An 18,953-nucleotide genomic window follows, 5' to 3' on the forward strand; every position below is an offset into this window, starting at 1 on the left:
GAAGCTCATCAACTCGTTAAAATCACAATTATCCAAGGAAGTAAGGAATACATATAGATCACACGTGGAGAAATACCTTTGGGGAGATTCACCATTCTGGAGCGCAAGTTATTTTTGTGCCACTACTGGAAGTGTTTCACTTGAAACTGTTAAGAAATACATTGAAGAGCAACGAACAGAAGAACACAAACGCAAATACATTAAGACGGGGAAATACAAAAAGAAAAGCTAGTGCGATTCATCCCACAACCGATTTCATCGGAAGGGGTTTTCTCGCACGTTGTTATAATGGTCATATAAACAAGTTCACTATTATGTTCTAATGTAGTATATTTATTAGAGCATGAATATCAGTAGGGGAAAAGATGAAAAAAGTAGCTAAGATCATAGGAATAATACTAGGTGTATTGGTGGCGATACCTCTTATACTGCTTCTGATTGTGGGTGTTCGCACACACTATACTCAGGATGATTATTCTGCGGTATATACAGATCCCAAGTACCAGAATCCGGTAAAAATTGCTAATGTTGAAGTAATCCAGCAGCATATTTCTTGTGGATATGCGGTCATTGAGATGTTCTCTGCTTGGAATGGTGGAAACGTCACGGAGGATAGCCTGTACGATGAATATGGAACGGTCGTGACTTCAAGCGGCAAGAATTTTTGCAAGGAGATGAACAAGCAGTTCCCGGAATATACCACAACGATGCACAAGTATGTGAAAAATTCAGAATTTATCGATATCATGTACGACACCTTGGAATCCGGTAAACCTGTTCCTTTTGAGTGGGCGGCATTGTATGGGAATGAATGGACATTGCACTATTCACTGATTGTAGGGGCAGATATTCCAAACGATACAGTTACAGTTGCTAACCCTTACGGATACTACGAAGTATTGACGCTGGATGAACTTTTGGAACGCACCAGCTTCCGGGCGTATGAGCATATGCCAATGTTTTTGAAAATGGGATTTGCCATCGGTTTGTTTGAGAAAAACACACTTTATTCTGTGGAGTAAAAAGAAAAATGGACCGCAAACCCCGTCCCCGAGGGCCATTAAAAAGCAGTTATCTCAATCGAGGTAGCTGCTTTTTAAAAGACAAAAAAGAAAATATGAGGATAGCGTAAAGACAGATGAGTATATTTGATTTTTTTAAGAAGGCAGAAGATAAAGAAGAGATAGCGGAAGAAACTGTTGATACACCTAAAATACAAAATATGAAGAGTGGTAAGCAAAAAAGAAAGACTCTGCCAAAAGATATCGAGAATTACATTAGTGACGATGAGGCTGTGAAAGCTGTTTTTGAGAAGTGTGATATAAATGCCTATGGAGGCTATAGGAAAGGAAACATTTTCTTTTACAAGATTTCTGAGAATATGATCAAGTGGTGCCTGGAACAAGGAGCAGACATTAACTATCAGGATCAGTTCCATAGCACGGCTTTGATGGAGCATCTGGGAATTGCCAGTAAAGAAAGCGAGAAACAGGCTCTTTTGCTGATCAAAAATGGAGCTGATGTGAATTATGTTGGAGGTACTACAAGGGATTGCGCCCTGGCCAGAGCTATAAGTAGCGGGCACATGGAGGCAGTAGAGGCGCTTCTGGCTGCAGGTGCCGATTTAAATGCAGAGAATTTCCATCATCACACCCCGCTTGAGGCTGCTTTTGCCAGAGCTCTGCCGATAGATCTGATAAAGCTATCTCCAGTAACGGAGATGCTCTTGAGAAGGGGAGTTGTTGCCAGCGACACTGTTAGGAATGAGTTCCTGCGTGTGGCAAAAGATATAGAGTTCAGAAGAAGTGATGCTAATGCAGATTTCATGAAGCAGGTGGATGAAGCGATGGATAAGCTGTACGAGCTTTTGGATGTTCAAAGGGTTCCCAGGAGACAGCAATATGACGGCGTTAGCGAAATAAGGCCAAAGGCAGATACATGGCAGAAACAGTACCAAGAGCTGTGGAATCTTCTGGTTCCGGGCAGTGGACACGCATCAACTGTGCAGGGAGAAGTTATCAGGATTGCTGGCCGGCTATCTTATGAAATTCTGGACAATGGCAGTATAAATTGGGATTCGGATTTTGGAGAACTGGTAAAAGCGTTTGTGCGATATCTTAAAATGGGGCAGCAGCTTTCAGATGCAGAATCTGCGGAAATAGCAGAGCTTGTAAAAGGCATTAAGGATAAAGGCGATAAAGAACTAGGGAGACTTACTGAACTTGCCGTGAAGTGGGTTACACTGAATCCGCTGCCGATAAAGCTTGAAAACGCGGATTATAAGAGATGATATGAATAGACCAAATTTTAAAGACTTGAAAAATTTAATAAAGGCAATAGACGATACAAATGAAGCCTATAAAAATATCTATAATGAACGTTTACTTCAGGAGGACAGTATCAAGAAGCTATGCAACAAGATTGCAGGAGACCAAGCTCAGAAGGATCTTTTTGAGGTTTCTGTGGACGAGTTAAAAAATGCAAAGGCAGGAATCCGTGTTCAGGCTCTTATAGATGCAGGGTACCGTAATCTGGGACAGATAGCTCAGGCAACTGATTTTGAGATTCAGACTGTTAATGGTATTGGGGAAAAACAGACAGAGGCAATAAGAGGTATTATTACAGATTTCGCCAATAGTCTTGCGGCTAAAGTCACGATACGACTTGATATTGATGATAACGCTGCACTTATCACAGAGCTTGCAAATTATATTAATAGTGAAAAAGTTAGAAAAGATGCTTTGGAGGCCGCATCAAATCTGGATGCATATGCTCAAAAGATAAAAGATAGCGGAATGATCAGAAACAGTTTTCGCTGGCTTTTTTCTGGTTCTGTGTCCAAGCAGAATACAGTTGCCATGGCTGAGGATATATATGAGTTTTGTAACAGTGCTTTCTTCGAAAGGCTTTTGCATATTCTTGAGCTGTACCAGGAAGCTTCCAATACTCCTTGGGCTAAGGCGCAAGAATCATTTCGCAAGAGCGGTGCTGATTTTTATGCAATCCTGGAAAAATTGGGTAACTCCACTGGCAACCGACCTTTTGTATATGACAGTATTCCAGCTCAGCTTGCGGAAGAGATAAATGTAATAGATTTGAATCTCAATGAGTTTAGGGGAACACTCAGAGCATATCAGGCCTTTGGGGCGAAATATATTTTGAATCAAAAGAAAGTACTTCTTGGCGACGAGATGGGGCTTGGGAAGACAATCCAGGCAATTGCCGTTATGTCCCACATACATGCAACTGAAAATGAAAAATGTTATTTTCTGATTGTCTGCCCGGCAAGTGTACTTATCAACTGGGCAAGAGAAATTAAAAAGTTCAGTAACATAGAGGCCTTTATTTTACATGGACAGACAATTGATGACTCTTTTGACAGATGGCAGGAAAATGGCGGAGCTGCTATAACCAACTATGAATCTATGGGCAAAATAGTTGATCGGATAGACAGGCATATGTCTCTTTCAATGCTGGTAATAGATGAAGCTCATTACATGAAGAATCCCGATGCCAAAAGAACTATGTACATCAGAAGACTTGATAATGAGTCTGAAAGGATTCTTCTGATGACCGGGACGCCTCTGGAAAACCGGGTTGATGAAATGTGCAATTTGATTGATTTTGTTCGTCCGGATATGACAAAAGAAGTGAAAAATCTGGCAAATATCAGTCATCTGCCACAGTTTAAGGAAAGCCTTGCTCCGGTTTATATCAGAAGAACAAGGCAGCAGGTTCTCAAGGAACTTCCGGAGATTGCTCAGGAGCAAGAGTGGTGCGACCTTACGGAAGTAGATAAGGACAGATACAGAGAGGCAGTTTTACGAGGAAGCTTTTCTGATATGAGAAGAGTATCGTTCTTGCAGGATGACATGGCGACATCTTCTAAATGCATGCGACTTTTAGAACTGCTCGAGCAGGCCGAGCGCGAGGGAAGGAAAGTTATCATATACTCATTTTTTAGAGAGACAATCTCGAAAGTCAGCGCTTTTCTGGGAAGTAGGTGCATAGGCGTGATCAGTGGGGATACTGCGATGAGTACAAGACAACTTTTAGTGGATAAGCTCGCAGATGCCCCTGGAGGAAGTGTGCTTGTGAGTCAGATAATAGCTGGTGGCGTTGGCCTGAATATTCAGGCAGCCAGTATAGTGGTGTTCTGTGAACCACAGATCAAGCCATCTCTTGAAAGCCAGGCTCTTTCAAGAGTATACAGAATGGGGCAGATTCGAAATGTACTCGTATACAGGCTTTTGTGCCCGGATACCATTGATGATGATATGATGCTGATTCTGGAAGAAAAGCAGTTAGAGTTTGATAACTATGCTGATGAATCTGTTGTGGCTGGCGCTTTTGATAACATAATGGACAAGGAATGGATCAGTAAGGCATTAGAAAAAGAACGGCAGAAATATTTACCTGTGGTAATTTGATAATATTCCGCAAGATATCATATTCAAGTTGATATCTTGCGGAATATTATTCCCAGAGGTCGATATCTTGCGGAATATTATTCCTAGAGATGGAATCCCTGGGCCCATTGTACGAAAGAAATTAAAAAGTAGAATTTCATATAAGCCAGAAAATTAGGCGACTTACACGAAAGTAACATGTAGGCGTAAATTCATATAAGCAAGTATAAAAGAGAAGAAGTGGAGGCTTTACACGAAAGTAGCTGAAAGACGTAAATTCATATAAGTAAGCAAAGTTTGGTAGAACTGCTACTCTTACACGAAAATAGTAGATAAGCATAGTTGCGTGTAAGAGAAGACTGTAATGGCTTTATACGAAAACAGCATGCAGGCGTAGTTTCATATAAACAAGTCCAGGATGAACTTGATGATATCCAGATGTATTTAATATAATAATGACAATTGATATTATCGCATGATTGCAGGAGATTAGCTGCTATGGGGAGTTTAAGGATGGCTGAGATAGATAGGTTAAAAGAGATAGTTGAAAAACTGCGAAGCGAGAACGGATGCCCTTGGGACAGAGCGCAGACTCATGAAAGTCTAAAAGCGCCAGTTATTGAGGAAGCTGCTGAAGTGGTATGCGGAATAAACATTCTGGAGGAGACAAAAGATCCGGAAAATCTCAAGGAAGAACTGGGAGATCTCCTTCTGCAGGTAATGTTTCACGCCGTTATTGCTGAGGAAGAAGGCCTTTTTACATTTGACGACGTGGTAAAAGGCATATCGGAAAAGATGGTGAGAAGGCATCCGCATGTGTTTGGCGGCGTTACGTATGCATCTGAGGAAGAGATGCATGAAGCCTGGAACAAAATTAAGAAAGAAGAAAAAGCAGGTAAAGAGTGGCATGAAGAATACCTCCCTGCAGCATTCCAAGAGGCTACCCAGCTGATCAGGAAGGCAGAAGAGAGAAAAAAGAAGAAAAACTAATGTATTATAGGTAAATACTATTGTTGGAGTATTGCAATGAAAAAGAGAATAATCATCATAAAGGAAAGCTATGGAAGTGGCTGCTACGCGGGCTTTGCCGAGAGAGAATGCCCTATCCCAGATTCTTCAACCATCCGGAAATTGTGATGATTGATGTAGAGTAGTTGGGGATATTTTCAAACTGAATATAGAATATAAAACAAGGTAGATGGTAGAATAATAGTATGAATAACTATAATTCTGCCATTTCTTTTGTAATTAATTTAATAATATTTTTGGTAACTCTGATATCTACTGTGCAGCTATTTTTTAAAGACAGAAAGTGGTTCCTGCAAAGGGCAAGAGAAGCCTTCAGGTTCTTTACGGTTCAGAGTAATGCTTTGTGCGCTGTATCAGCTCTTTTTATGCTGCTTTTCCCTGCAGCTGAGTGGACGTATTATTTAAAGATTATTGGGACCTCTGCTGTAGCTGTGACTATGATGACAGTTTTGCTTTTTCTTGGGCCTGTTTTTGGATATCAGTACATGTTTAAGGGATCGGATTTGTTCATGCATCTGCTGACGCCACTTATGGCGCTGGTGTCGCTGTGCGTATTTGAGAGAAGAGGAATATCTTTTGCCAAGTCATTTATTGGAATAATCCCAGTTGCATTGTATGGTCCGCTATATATGTATAAAATACTATTTGCGCCAGAAGGAAAGCGCTGGGAAGATTTTTATGGTTTTAATCGAGGCGGTAAATGGAGAGTGTCATATGTTTTGATGCACCTTGGCACAGCAGTAATCTGTGTTTTCTTGTATCTGTTGCTTAATATATGATGTCACTTTCCTAAATAGCTTTTGAGTATAGGGAGGAAGTAAGAGTCAAATTCAGATAGTTCATCTTGTCGGAAAAGAGTGATCAATAGAGCTGCAAACATTTTATGGAGGCTGTAAAGGCAAAAGTAAAGGAACAGATAGAAAAGCGAAAAGAAGCTATTTAGGAGGAAAAGACATGCCATTTATTTCAACAAAAACAAATGTGACAGTATCAAAGGAAAAAGAAACACAGCTGAAGCAGCGCTTGGGGCAGGCAATATCTATTTTGCCAGGTAAGAGTGAGAGCTGGCTTATGCTGGCTATTGAAGGCGATGTGCCTATGTATTTCAGGGGAGATGATTCTCAACCTACAGCATTTATTGAAGTTAAGGTTTATGGAAGTGCGCCGTCTGATGCTTATAACAAGATGACGCAGGAACTGACAGGAATATATGGTGATATCCTGGGTATAGCTCCTGATCACATGTATATCAGGTACTTTGGATCTGATGACTGGGGATGGAATGGAAGTAATTTCTGAAGTAACTTCTCATTTTTCCTATTAAACGTCTTTAATATGCATATTTGGATATTTATCGCCTATCGTTGCGAATCTAAAATATAGTCAATAGATAGAAATGCGCTGATTGAAAGGAGGATGCCAATGAACAGCTTTTGGAAAGGTTTTATTGTAGCTTTGATTGTTGTTTATGTTATCTTGCCGAGGGATTTTGTTCCGGGGCCTGTTGATGACATCCTGCTGATGTTTCTTTTGTTTGTGGCGTGCAGAAGGAAATCACATACAGAGGAACATGACAAAGATAAGCGTATTGAAGTAGTTGACTCTGATTGTAAAGAAAGCAAGTGAGGGCAAATGTTATGGAAAAGAAACTGTATAGAAGCAATGATAGAAAAGTCTTTGGCGTATGCGGCGGCATCGCAGAGTATTTTGGCTGGGATCCAACAGTAATAAGAATCCTCTGGGTAGTGTTTACATTATCAGGCGGTTCAGGCGCAGTATTTTACTTGATTGCTGCACTTTTGATGGACAATAGGCCTGATTACGTTAGCAGGTATGAAGATCAGTAAGTGTAAAGCGAGCTCTTTTGAATAAGATGATAAAAAGAGGTTACGAAACAAAAACCATGAAGTTATTTAAAGGCAAGACACTTAACAATAATACAGATGCTATTGATATTGGAAAGTTAAACATGCTAACTTCTGAACCTGTTAATAAGGTTAAATATAAGCCGAATCCGTTCAATAGAAAAATAGATTTTTACTATGATGAAGACAAAGTTTTTATAGAAGGTTTGGCTGACAATTACTGCACATTTTGGTTGTCAAAGACAGATATTGCAGATACTTCGCTAAACGCTCAGATATGCAAACATATTTTATGTGATTCATTTGATGAATATTATTCTAAAAGCAAATACTATCATGAATTACATTGTTTATTTAAGAAATCTATCTATAGGGAGTGTGTGATGGGGAATTGCGCAGATAGAAGATGGCATACTCCGTTTGGAGGGTATATTAGTGATGATGATAATGCAGGATCATCCATAGCTAAATCTCTAATTACTTTTAAAAGTGAAATAGATAAACTGTGTGAAGCAAGAGAAGATGGTGGTAATTATTTAAGCGTCATGCAGAGTATTTTGGAACATTTATCGCAGAGAACTAATGATTCTGTATGGGATTATTTTGCTGCCACTCCATGGATTAAGATTGTGAAGGATGAAGACTACTTATTATGCTCTAAGAATGAACAGATTAAAGGCTTATACTTGCAATTAGTCAAACATTGCTCGGATCTTTATAGCAGGTATATGACAGCGGTACGTTAGCCAGAAAATTCAAGATTTAAGAAAGCTATCCATACTATTTCCGTACTGGAATCGTGGTGTAATGTAAACAACAAAGGAGGTAGTGACCATGGCAAAAACTTTAATCGCTTTCTTTTCAAGAGCGGATGAAAATTATTTTGGTGGAGCAATGAGATATGTAAAGGTGGGTAACACAGAAATCGTTGTTAACCAGATGAAGGAACTGATCGATGCAGACACATTTAAGATTGAGATGGTAAATCCTTATTCACCTGTGTACATGACCTGCATTGATGAAGCCAAGAAAGATTTAAAAGAAAATGCTCGTCCTGAGCTTACAAATTATTTAGATAGCATAGATGAATACGACACCATTGTGCTTGCTTATCCAAATTATTGGGGAACATTTCCTATGGCAGTTGCAACTTTCCTTGAAAGATATGATTTTACAGGGAAAAACATTCTTCCTCTTTGCACAAATGAGGGAAGCGGCATGGGCTTAAGTGAACGTGATGTAAAAAAGTATGCTAAGGGCGCAGAGGTGAGAAGTGGTCTTGCAATTACTGGAAGTCAGGCTGCAAATGCGAAGGCTGCAGTAGAAAAGTGGTTTGCTGCAAATGGATTGATGTAAAGAAATCTCTTATCAACGAGCCTGTATTTGCAGAGCTTGGTAAGAAATATGACAAGTCATCAGCACAGATTATACTTCGCTGGCATACTCAGATGGGATTTGTAATAATTCCCGGAAGCAAAAATGTAGATCACATCAAGGACAAATTGGACATTCTTGATTTTATGCTCACATATGAAGAAATGGCAGAAATTGCCAAGCTTGATAAGAATGAGAGATATTATCATAGAACGGATGCTCAGCTCGTTCAGTTTGCAGGGTGGAAACCGGATTTTGAAAAATAGGCTTTGTAGTATTAAGCTAAATAATGATACGTGTAGACGTTTTCATTTGCCGGAGAAGATTGTAATAAAGTTTGATTTAGTGTAGAGGATCTTAGGATCCTCTATTTTTCTTTGATAGTCTTTGATAGCTTCTTAGGTGTCCGCTTTATAGACCATGTTGTGTGAGATGATACTATTGTCAGAAACATCATCAGGAGAGATGGAAAAAGTAATTTGTGGGTGGAACTGCAAATTGATTCATAGAAAGGCGGTACAAAATATGTTTTTTGGAAAAAGAGAAAAGGATAAAGACGTAAGAATTTCAGAATCGCAATATAAGAGCCTTGTAGGCGGAATGTCTAAGAAAGAGCGCAAGGATTTTGAGCGGAAACAGAAAGAGTTTAGGCGTGACAGTGAAGATGATCGCCTGGAAGCTTGGCTCGATTTTGAAGATGACATGGATGATATGGGCTGGTAAGGAGGCACGTTATGGATAACAAACATTACATTTTCTTTTGCAATAGATGCTGCAGACCAATAGATAAATTTGATGTGGCTATTGCAAAGATCGCACTCTTTGCAGTGAAGTTCACATTGTTCTTGATCATTGCTTTTGCTGTGTTATTGATGAACATTTTTTGAGACATGAGGGGAAGCGCGGATGAAGAGATTACTGTATTGGGTAAAGAAATGCCTCATGGGACATGACAAGTTTTGTCGGTACTTCTGCGTGACATACGAGTACTATGACATCTGCCAGAGGGATGGGGAGTTGTACTAACTAAAATGAAATTAGCTATGTTTTTCATAAAACTATAGAATACATGGTGATTTGAGATTATCATAGAATACATAACTGCACAGGATGATTTTTACTTTTGTGCTTGATTAAAAATGGGGAAAAGATATGTGTATGAAAAAGGACGGGGTTAAGTTGAAAAGTATAATTAAGCGGAACTGTAAAAATACTGAAGATAACGAAAACTTATATCGTGACTTTGCACCAGTGGATTATATTGGGGAAGAGTCGGAATATTTTTCTGCATTGGATTGGGCATTACAGAATAAAAGGATATCTAACATTGCTTTATCTGCACCATATGGCGCTGGAAAGAGTAGCGTAATCGAATCATACATTAAGGCAAGAAAACTGAAGGCTCTTCAGTTATCGCTAGCTAATTTTGACGATAAAAAGAATAATGATGTTAATTCTGGTAACAATAATTCAACAGAAGTGGAAAAAGAATTTCTAAAAAAGCTGTTTTATAAGGTTGATTACAAAAAAATTCCTCAAAGTCGGTATAGAAAATTGCATAAGATTTCTTTTTGGCAGATATATGCATTTGTGACAGCTATAGCATTTTTGGTTTTTGCTTTTTGTGTTGCACTTGATTTAACAAAGGTAAAAGAGACATTCACTGTTTTAAAAAATTCTATAGTAGAGCTTAAGTTGCCAAATGTAATTGGATGGGGATTGATTATTGCTTGGATAGCATCTTCTATAGGAATAGTGAGCTATATCTTGAAAAGAACATTTTCAAAATGGAAGAATTGGGAAATTAGTGTAAGTGATAAGGCAAAAGTAAAAACGGAGGATGATTCTGATAAATCTATTTTTGATAAGTATCTAGATGAAATAATCTATTTTTTTGAAGAAACGGATTACGAAGTGGTCTTTATAGAGGATTTAGATCGCTTTAAGGCTATAGATTTATTTACAAAGCTTAGAGAATTAAATGTTTTGCTTAATAGATATGAGTCTATAAAAAGGCATATTACATTTGTGTATGCAATACGAGATGATTATTTCCCTACTGGGACAGATAGGACAAAGTTTTTTGACTATATAATTCCTATTATCCCTTATATAAATGCAACGAACTCAGATGATTTACTTAGGCGTAGAATCGACGAAATTGAAAAAAAGGGTATAAGGATTGATATCGGGGATGAATATATTACGAAGATTGCATCGTATATCGGAGATATGCGTGTCCTTACTAGTATTGTTAATGAGTTTATTACATATAAAAGGACTGTTAAAAAAGACGATTCGTTAAGCCTTAAGGACGAAGAACTGTTTTCGCTTATGGTATTCAAAAACCTATATCCTAAGGAGTTTGCAGATATTGAGTCTGAAAAAGGCATAATAAAAGAGGCGTTTAGTTGTAAAGAAAGTTTTATTTCAGATAAGAATAAAAGGCTTGAAGAGGACATTCGAAGTGCAGAAGAAATATTGTCAATCCGAGAAACTGATATATTGAAAGACGTACAAGAAATAAAGCAGGCCATGTTTCAAGCCATTGCGCCTAATAATAGCATAAATGCAGTAATGCTTACTAAGACAAATGCAAGATACACATATGATCAGATAATGGATGCTTCTTTTGACTTAAGTTTATTTGAAAACGAGAATCTTGTCGTTTATGCCGCAACACCTTCTGGAACTGGCTTTAATAAAAACATAGCTGACATAGAAAAAGAATATACAAAGAATCATATTGGATATATCAAACGTTGGAAAGTTGCATCGGATTGTGCGGATGAAAGAATTAATGAGTTAAGGAAAGAAATAGAGAAAAAGAAAAATGAAGTATATAAATTGAAAGCAACCAGGTTACAGAAACTAATCGAAGATTATAGCTCTGAAGCTGTTTTTGAAGATCATAATCTTATATTAAATAATCAACTCTTGGTATTTTTGCTTAGAAATGGCTACATTGATGAGACATATGTTAATTATATAAATTATTATCATCCAGATAGCATAACTCCAGATGAACATGAATTTATTTTAAATCTTCGAAACTATGGTGGAATAAAGAACTATGCACAATGTTTGATGCATCCGGATCGAGTAGTAGATAAGCTGGTTCCTCATGAATTTAGACAGATAGAAATATTGAATTTTTCTTTGACAACGTATTTGGTTACTAAGAAAAGAGATTCTTTTAAGGCAACAGAGTTATTTGGATTACTCTCGATGAGAACGCCGGAAACCAAAGAGTTCATACAGCGATATATTCAAGCGGAGCCATCAAATTCATCAGCGTTTATAAACAAAGTAGCAGAGTTCAATTGCTATATGTGGAAAGATATCGAATGCGATGAAACTATTCCTGATGAAGAAAAAGTGAAATATTTCGATCTGGTGATGCAGAATGCTTCTACTGAGGCGATTGTTAGTATGGAGGATGTAGATAGTAGTGTTTCTACATATATGATTGAGAGGGTGGATATATTTAATGAGCTTAAAGAGTGTACAGATAGTAAGCTAGTAGAGATATTGAAGACTCTTAATATTAAGTTAAGAAATACGTTACTCGAGGGGGTTAATCCAGAGCTATTTGATTACATTTATCAAAACAATGCATACGAAATTAATCCGATTATGGTTGGAGAAATTATAAAATATATATCTCCCGAATCATATGAACGATCCAAGTTACAAAATTACACGGTGATAAGGTCTCTGGAAAGTGGTTGTATCCAGAATTATATCAACGAGAACATTGATGACTATGTAAAAAATATAGTGGTTTCCGAAGAAAACTGTGAAGAAACTCAGGAAGCAATCGAAGAGATATTTGAACGAATAGGCTTTAATCCTCGAATATGTATAGATATTGTTTCAAAGCAAAATACTGTGTTTAAGTCTTTAGATAGGCTGAAAGAAGCTATGAATGCAAAAGACAATGTGGGTCAGATTGGAATACATAAAATAATCGATTCCATGATGGAACAAGATAAGCTTCAGATTAATTGGAATGTTATCGAGACATACTATAACCTGTTTGGGATTACAGAAATCATTTTTGATAAGATTGAAATATTCCTGGATGAGCTCCTTGGCGAAGATTTTGAGGTTGATGAAAAGTTGGTAAATACTCTCATTCTTTGCGAGTGGTCTCAAGATGACAAGTATAGAAAGTTTGTAGAATGCTTTGAAGACCAAGAATGTAATATGGATTTAGCTGAAATTCCAGAGCCTAATCTTAAGGTGTTGTTGGATCTACGTTATATCCCTTTCTCTTTGGAACTAGTGAAGAGAGTAAAGGAGAGTTTTCCTTCTTTGAGCATTGTACTATTTGAAAGGTATAAAGAGGAAATTATTAAAGCTTTAGATGAGATTCCTGTTGAATGTATTCCATATGGCCTAATTTTTGAGTCAAAAGAGTTCTCTAATGACGAATGCCTTTTGCTTGTGAAAAAATGTGATATAAGTGATATCACAGAAGAGATCGCTCTATTTATTATGCATCATGAAGGCGGTGTGGATAAAAAACGTGTTCTTGCAGCATGGAATATTTTGCCAGATGAAAAGAAGTATGAACTTTTGGTAAATCATATTGAAGTGTTAGACAATAAAGAATTGCCAGCTTTGTTCAATCAACTTGCTTCTGTATACCATTCGTTGGCACTGAGAACGAATCATAAAGTTAGTTTAGACAAGACTGGCTACAATGAGAAGTTGCTTAATAAACTTAAGAAAAAAGGATATTTGACAAGTGTAGGGGAGGAAGAGGTTTTTGGTGAATTTTCTGAATATGAAAATCACAAGGAGACAAAAACAATGCTCTTTTGTAGAGTAAGAGCAGCTAAGGTCAATAAAGTGGGAAGCTGAAAAGAATGATAAAAAGGTTGATATAATATCGAAAAAACCTAATAAGAAAATGGTTTTCGGTATTTGAGTAGAGATGAATTGGAAAGGAGGCAAGACTATGGCACCAAATGTATTTAACCGGATACCATCAGGTTTTTTTAACCTGCTCTCGAGTGGAAGTGATTATATGAACAATGCCGGTTGCCTCCTTGAAATATATTCACAGTATGATATGGAAGTTTCATATCGAATTAGTCGTAAACAGCTACGCGATGCACTTGCTAGTTACATTTACGAGAATAATCTTAGCTTTTCTGAAGAAGAGGCTGATGAGAAATGCTCAGATGTAGCTAACAGCATAATTCGTAAGTTTACGGATGAAGATTGTGGATGGTTAACTGAGGAAACAGATGATGCATCCTATGAGAAATATATCATTATGACGGAAGCAGGCATTGCTCTTTCAGAGTTTTTGCTTGCATTAGAACAGCCTGAGAAGGTTGAGTATTCTTCGTATATCTACAACATTTACAATACTCTGATGAATTCTGATCAATGGAAGTCAGATCCTTATGTAAATGCTATAAAGGCCGTTTATAACAACGCTAAGGCGTTATCTAAATCATTAAAGAGATTATCAACATTCATTCGTAAAAAAATAGAAGAATTAACTCGTGAGACGTCGCTTGAAACTCTTACTGACCATCTGTTGGAATATTGTGATGGTGAGTTTATCAGGGAATATGCTCGTCTCACTAAGCAGCAGAATATACATATGTATCGAAGCCATATCCGTTCAAAACTGGATGAGATAGTAAGCAATCCGGAAATGCGTGAACTGATAATGTATGGTTGTGCTATTGAAGAAAATGTATCAGAAGATGAGGCGGCGGAACTTGTTCTTGATATGGTGGAGAACACTAAGAAATTCCTTAATGAAGATTATGACCGCATCATGCGTGATATAAAGCATAAGATCAACATGCATATTCATATTGCGGTTGGAAGGATTCGTTTTATCCGCAACAGCGGAAAAGATGCTCAGGGCAATGTTGAGCAGGTATTGAAGATGCTTAGGACAAGCATAGACGAAGGGAACCTTCTGGACGATCTTTCTGATGAGATGACTAAGCTATACAAGTTTGACAAGAATGAGTATATAGATACAGCATCTCTATGGAATCCTCGCAAGAGTAAGACCATTAAAAAGGCGGTAACGACAGATACAGAGACTCTTACTCAGCAAGACAAGGATGATGCAATTTCTGCATTAGAAAAAGAAGCCTATAATCCATATTCCAAGAAGCGTATGAAGATATATTTGGACGAGCAAATGAAAGGAAAGGACGAACTCGATAGCTCGCAACTTCCACTTTCTAACAAGAAAGAGCTCCTTTCTGATATTTCTGCAGTGGCTTATTGTGAGGAAAATGGATTTGAGATAACAGTTGAAGATGGGTATATGGAAGCAAATGATATGATTTTGCGCCGGTTCAAAATAAGGAGAAAAGCAAATGGGGTTTGAAGCAGATTGGGATATGTATACTTCCAGTGAGAAGGAACTGTTTCAGCGTGTGTGTAGGAGATTATTAAAATCTACATTCATAGTTAAAGAAAAAGATGATGACAGCAAGAAGCTTTATACCTTTGTGGCTAAGAATGAAGAAACTGTAAGTTCATATTTAAGCCATATGGGTTTTGATATCAAAGTTGACAGAGACAACGGTGTCACTATGCTTGTGAATTCCGGAGATTCTTCTGATTCGGGTAAGATACAGGCAAACAGATTAAGACTTCGCAAAGCAGACACTGTTGTTTTGTGTTGCCTGTGGACAGTTTATCTTGATCGTATACGACGTGGTAACCTTTCAAAAGGAATTGTCATTTCAATCTTGGATTTAAAGCAGGAACTGGAGAAATACGGTTTCAGAGAAGATTTTGACGGAAAGACTCTGATGGCTGATATCCTTAAGCTTTTCGCAAAATATAATTTGGTTGAGGTGTCAGGAAAGCTTGGCGATCCGGATTGCAGCATAAAGATCTATCCGTCTATCCAGTTTGCACTTGATAGTGTAGAGTTTCAGAATTTAGTTGAGGAAAATGGTAAGAAGATAAAATCCATAAATGCATCCGTAGACGATGATGAGGAAGAAGTGGAGGAACCGGATTATGACGAGTAATCGAAAAGTAGCTACCGGCCTTCAGCTCATTAACTGGTCGCGATTTACTAGCGTGAAGATGAAGTTCGAAGGATCGACGTTAATCACAGGTAATAATGGAACCGGAAAGTCTACTGTTCTTGATGCAATCACTTATCTCTTAACGGGAAACACTCATTTTAATATAGCAGCCAAAGACCGTGACAGAAGTGTTGCAGCGTATGTGCGTGGCGATACTCATAGCGAAGGCGCTGGTAGATACTTGCGCGGAAATATGGATGTGGTGAGCTATATCGCCATGGAGTTTTATTCCCCAATGGATAAGGCGAAGATGGTTGTGTTTGTTACCATTGAGCTTAAGAAGGACGAATCTAAGGCAAATTCCTATTGGTATGTTGCTAAAGATGCGTCACTTTCTGATATTGTTTTCTGCGAAGAGAGGGATGGCAAGTTATCTGTTTATCCCAAGAGTCAGATTACTGTAAAAGGACAACACATCAGCAGTAAAGAATTCATGGGAATGGAGAGAGGAACTAAGCAGGTTCTTCAGGCTATGGGACTTCGATGCGAAGTTTCAAAGTATAAATCCAAGATAATAAAAATGATGTCATTTGATCCTCAGAAGAACATAGACAAGTTTATTCAGGAATGTGTTCTTGAAGAGGGAGAGATGTCTTCTTTGGCGGATCTTAAAGAACAGAGAGCCAATTATGAAGAAATCAGGCAGACATATGATGACATGCTCGAAAGCAAAAAGGTTTTGGAGCATATTGAGGACTGTACGAGAGAATATGAGCAGAAGTACTCTGATTATAACAAGCGCCGATTAGTGCTTGGATATCAGAAGTGGCAGAGTGCGGTACAGGCTATAGAGAAGCTGAAGAGTGCAAAGGGACAAGAAGAAGCTGGACTTGCTTTCCTGGTAGATAAGAAGGAAAAGAAAGATAAAGAGCTCGAAGAGGCAAGACAGAAGCTTGAAGAATTAAATAGTAGCCGTGATTACCAGGATATAAGCAGTACTCTTAAACGCTTTGAAAATCAGATAGAAAAGCTTTCTAAGGAGCGCGATCTTCTTTCAAAGTCTGTTAAAGAAGTTGAAGCCCTTCAAGGGTGGATCGATAGAACAATGCAGGACTATTCAGAAGAACTGCAGTTAGATCTTGATGTTAAGGACGAACTGACTACCATCTCATCTAAAGGCGATACTACTAAGAAGGTTGCTGCTTTTTATACTTTTTCTGAAGAGATAAAGTGTATTTGTGAGCTTAAGAAGTTGGCGCAGCTTAGGAACAGGGATCAAATAGAGAAGGATAACGATTCTCTTGCTCAGAAACTTGATGAGAAAAAGCAGCTCGAAGGAAATAAACTTGTATTTGAGCCTGGATATGAGAAGACCAGGAGTTTGATTTCTGAGGAGCTTAAGAAGCAGAATATCTCGACAGATGTTAAGTTCTTTGTTGAACTTATTACGGAAGTCAAAGATAAAAAGTGGAGACGAGCTATAGAGACATTCCTGGGCGGAAAACGCTTTAATATAATAGTTGATCCAAAATACACAGCTCAGGTTTTGAAAATTGTTAATGATAATCCTGCAACTAAGGGAAAAGTTGTAATAGCAGATAAGCTTGAAGCTACAGAGATAGTAGCTGGCTCTGCAGCTGAGCAACTAGAGATAATTAATCCCACGGCCCGCATGTATGCTAATTATTTGCTTAATGGAATCCATCTCTGTGAGACAGTAGATGAGCTTCATGAGTATCCTAAGGGTGCGATTATGCCTAATGGTATGCTTGCCAAGAGCTATGCTGTTGGTAAGATGCAGATTAATGGTACCAAGCTCTTTATTGGTCAGGATGCAATTAAACTGCAAATAGAGGATTTGGGAGAAGAAATCCATGCACTTGAGGAAGGTATAAAAGAGCGTTCTGCGCTCAATGATTCGCTGAAGGCAGAGATTATCGGATTACAGAAAAAATCCTTAAACCAGGATGACTATGATTTTGAAGCTGTAAATGAGTATGATGCCGTAAAGGAAAGTCTGAGAGCTGCAAAGAGCGAGAAGGAAAATTATGAGAAGGATCCGAGTCTGACTGCGATGCTTGAGGCATTTAGTAAGGCAAAGGCAACCCATCAGCAAATTGAAGAGGAAATCCGTGCTCTATACAAAAATATAGGCGGTTCAGAAAAGGAAATAGAAAGAATACAAAAGGACATCTCTTCAAAGGAACAACTACAGGAATCTGCTCAAAAAGAGTTTGAACAGGAATGTCGAGAGATGCCAGAGTTAAGGCAACCAGCTATTGATATGTACAACCAACAGATTCAGAAAAAGGATACGGTAATTACTGAAAAGACTGTACGTGAATGGGAACGTGAGCTGGATAAAGCCAAGAAAGATCTGGAGAATGCTCACCTGCAGTATTGCAGAATAAACGGCACAGATAACCAGATGCGTGGAGTGTCATTTATTGGTTATTACAGGGAGCAGTATCGTAATCTTGCTAATGTTCAGATTGAGGAAGCAAAACAAAAACTGGAAAAGCAGGGCGAAAAGCTTCAGAGTGCGTTTGTGGGAGATTTTGTTGCCGAGATAAACGAAACAATTCGTGGTGCTAAAGAAGAAATTGATAAGATCAATAAGGAGTTGAAAGGTCGTCCTTTTGGAAATGATGTTTATCAGTTTGAGATGAAGGAAAGGCTGGATTCTGAAGGAAAAGCACTGTTTTTTAAGATATGTAAGCAGATGCATGAATATTTTGATAATGCTGAATACTATCTTAATGTCATTAAAGATGATGAAGATAGTGAACATGATATTAAGGAATTCATCGATATAGTGCTTAACGAAGAAGATGAGACAGAATATACAGATTATCGAAAGTACTTTACCTACGATATGCGAATTATAAGTAAGCAGGGTGAAGATGAGGTTCAGGCTACATTGTCAAAGAAGCAGGGATCTGCAAGTAATGGTGAGAAGCAGACACCGTACTTTATCATTTTGGCAGCAAGCCTTCTACAGCTATATCCTAAGGATCGTAGCAGTGCTCGTCTGGCATTCATAGATGAAGCATTTTCAGCACTGTCCAGAGAGAGAATTGAGCAGATGGTGGATTACCTTGAAACAAATGATTTTCAGGTGGTTTATGCAGCACCTCCGGATAAGATAAACAGTATAGGTTCGCATATACAGACAACAATTACCCTAGTTCCTAAGGGTCGCCAAAGCTTTGCGGTAGAAGGCCTTATTAAAAATCTTGAGGAGTGAT

Annotated in this window: 18 protein-coding genes; all 18 read left to right on the top strand. The window is 38.2% G+C overall.

Features of this window, described 5'->3' with window-relative positions:
- A partial coding sequence (locus tag G631_RS19260) for a transposase (protein WP_035789844.1) occupies positions 1–232 on the top strand: 232 nt, incomplete at its 5' end.
- Positions 233–365: 133 nt separating this feature from the next.
- Complete coding sequence (locus G631_RS0113405; RefSeq protein WP_026489890.1) at positions 366–1,022, top strand: C39 family peptidase; 657 nt, start codon at positions 366–368, stop codon at positions 1,020–1,022.
- A 116-nt stretch (positions 1,023–1,138) separates the two neighbouring features.
- Positions 1,139–2,290, top strand: coding sequence for an ankyrin repeat domain-containing protein (locus tag G631_RS0113410; RefSeq protein WP_035789845.1), 1,152 nt, complete (start codon positions 1,139–1,141; stop codon positions 2,288–2,290).
- 1 nt (position 2,291) lies between these two features.
- The gene (locus tag G631_RS19265; protein WP_051197252.1) at positions 2,292–4,430 is read left to right on the top strand and encodes a DEAD/DEAH box helicase; all 2,139 of its coding nucleotides are present in this window, start codon (positions 2,292–2,294) and stop codon (positions 4,428–4,430) included.
- 492 nt (positions 4,431–4,922) lie between these two features.
- Positions 4,923–5,399 (top strand): MazG family protein, encoded by a 477-nt coding sequence (locus G631_RS0113420; RefSeq protein WP_026489892.1) that lies wholly within the window; start codon positions 4,923–4,925, stop codon positions 5,397–5,399.
- A gap of 224 nt (positions 5,400–5,623) precedes the next feature.
- Positions 5,624–6,217: a hypothetical protein gene (locus G631_RS0113430; RefSeq protein ID WP_026489893.1), complete on the top strand. Its 594-nt coding sequence runs from the start codon at positions 5,624–5,626 to the stop codon at positions 6,215–6,217.
- A gap of 175 nt (positions 6,218–6,392) precedes the next feature.
- Positions 6,393–6,737 carry a phenylpyruvate tautomerase MIF-related protein gene (locus G631_RS0113435; RefSeq protein ID WP_026489894.1) on the top strand — a complete coding sequence of 115 codons (345 nt, stop codon included), beginning with the start codon at positions 6,393–6,395 and terminating at the stop codon, positions 6,735–6,737.
- Positions 6,738–6,860: 123 nt separating this feature from the next.
- Positions 6,861–7,064: a hypothetical protein gene (locus G631_RS0113440; protein WP_026489895.1), complete on the top strand. Its 204-nt coding sequence runs from the start codon at positions 6,861–6,863 to the stop codon at positions 7,062–7,064.
- An 11-nt stretch (positions 7,065–7,075) separates the two neighbouring features.
- The gene (locus G631_RS0113445) at positions 7,076–7,285 is read left to right on the top strand and encodes a PspC domain-containing protein (RefSeq protein ID WP_026489896.1); all 210 of its coding nucleotides are present in this window, start codon (positions 7,076–7,078) and stop codon (positions 7,283–7,285) included.
- A 17-nt stretch (positions 7,286–7,302) separates the two neighbouring features.
- Positions 7,303–8,049 carry a hypothetical protein gene (locus G631_RS0113450; RefSeq protein ID WP_155833928.1) on the top strand — a complete coding sequence of 249 codons (747 nt, stop codon included), beginning with the start codon at positions 7,303–7,305 and terminating at the stop codon, positions 8,047–8,049.
- 88 nt (positions 8,050–8,137) lie between these two features.
- Positions 8,138–8,659, top strand: a complete 522-nt coding sequence (locus G631_RS0113455; protein WP_026489898.1) for a flavodoxin — start codon at positions 8,138–8,140, stop codon at positions 8,657–8,659.
- Positions 8,632–8,943: an aldo/keto reductase gene (locus G631_RS0113460; protein ID WP_026489899.1), complete on the top strand. Its 312-nt coding sequence runs from the start codon at positions 8,632–8,634 to the stop codon at positions 8,941–8,943. Before G631_RS0113455 ends, G631_RS0113460 begins: the two co-directional genes overlap by 28 nt.
- A 259-nt stretch (positions 8,944–9,202) precedes the next feature.
- Positions 9,203–9,400, top strand: a complete 198-nt coding sequence (locus G631_RS0113465; protein ID WP_026489900.1) for a hypothetical protein — start codon at positions 9,203–9,205, stop codon at positions 9,398–9,400.
- Positions 9,401–9,411: 11 nt separating this feature from the next.
- Positions 9,412–9,564, top strand: a complete 153-nt coding sequence (locus tag G631_RS20990; RefSeq protein ID WP_155833929.1) for a hypothetical protein — start codon at positions 9,412–9,414, stop codon at positions 9,562–9,564.
- Between the two features lie 271 nt (positions 9,565–9,835).
- The gene (locus G631_RS0113475) at positions 9,836–13,546 is read left to right on the top strand and encodes a YobI family P-loop NTPase (RefSeq protein ID WP_155833930.1); all 3,711 of its coding nucleotides are present in this window, start codon (positions 9,836–9,838) and stop codon (positions 13,544–13,546) included.
- 97 nt (positions 13,547–13,643) lie between these two features.
- Positions 13,644–15,050, top strand: a complete 1,407-nt coding sequence (locus G631_RS0113480) for a Wadjet anti-phage system protein JetA family protein (RefSeq protein ID WP_035789846.1) — start codon at positions 13,644–13,646, stop codon at positions 15,048–15,050.
- A complete protein-coding gene (locus G631_RS0113485) occupies positions 15,040–15,705 on the top strand; it encodes a DUF4194 domain-containing protein (RefSeq protein WP_026489903.1) in 666 nt (221 codons plus the stop codon). Before G631_RS0113480 ends, G631_RS0113485 begins: the two co-directional genes overlap by 11 nt.
- A complete protein-coding gene (locus tag G631_RS0113490; protein WP_026489904.1) occupies positions 15,695–18,952 on the top strand; it encodes an ATP-binding protein in 3,258 nt (1,085 codons plus the stop codon). Before G631_RS0113485 ends, G631_RS0113490 begins: the two co-directional genes overlap by 11 nt.
- Position 18,953 lies beyond the last annotated feature (1 nt).

Origin of the sequence: Butyrivibrio sp. XBB1001, assembly GCF_000424505.1 — a bacterium.
Taxonomy (GTDB): Bacteria; Bacillota; Clostridia; order Lachnospirales; family Lachnospiraceae; genus Butyrivibrio.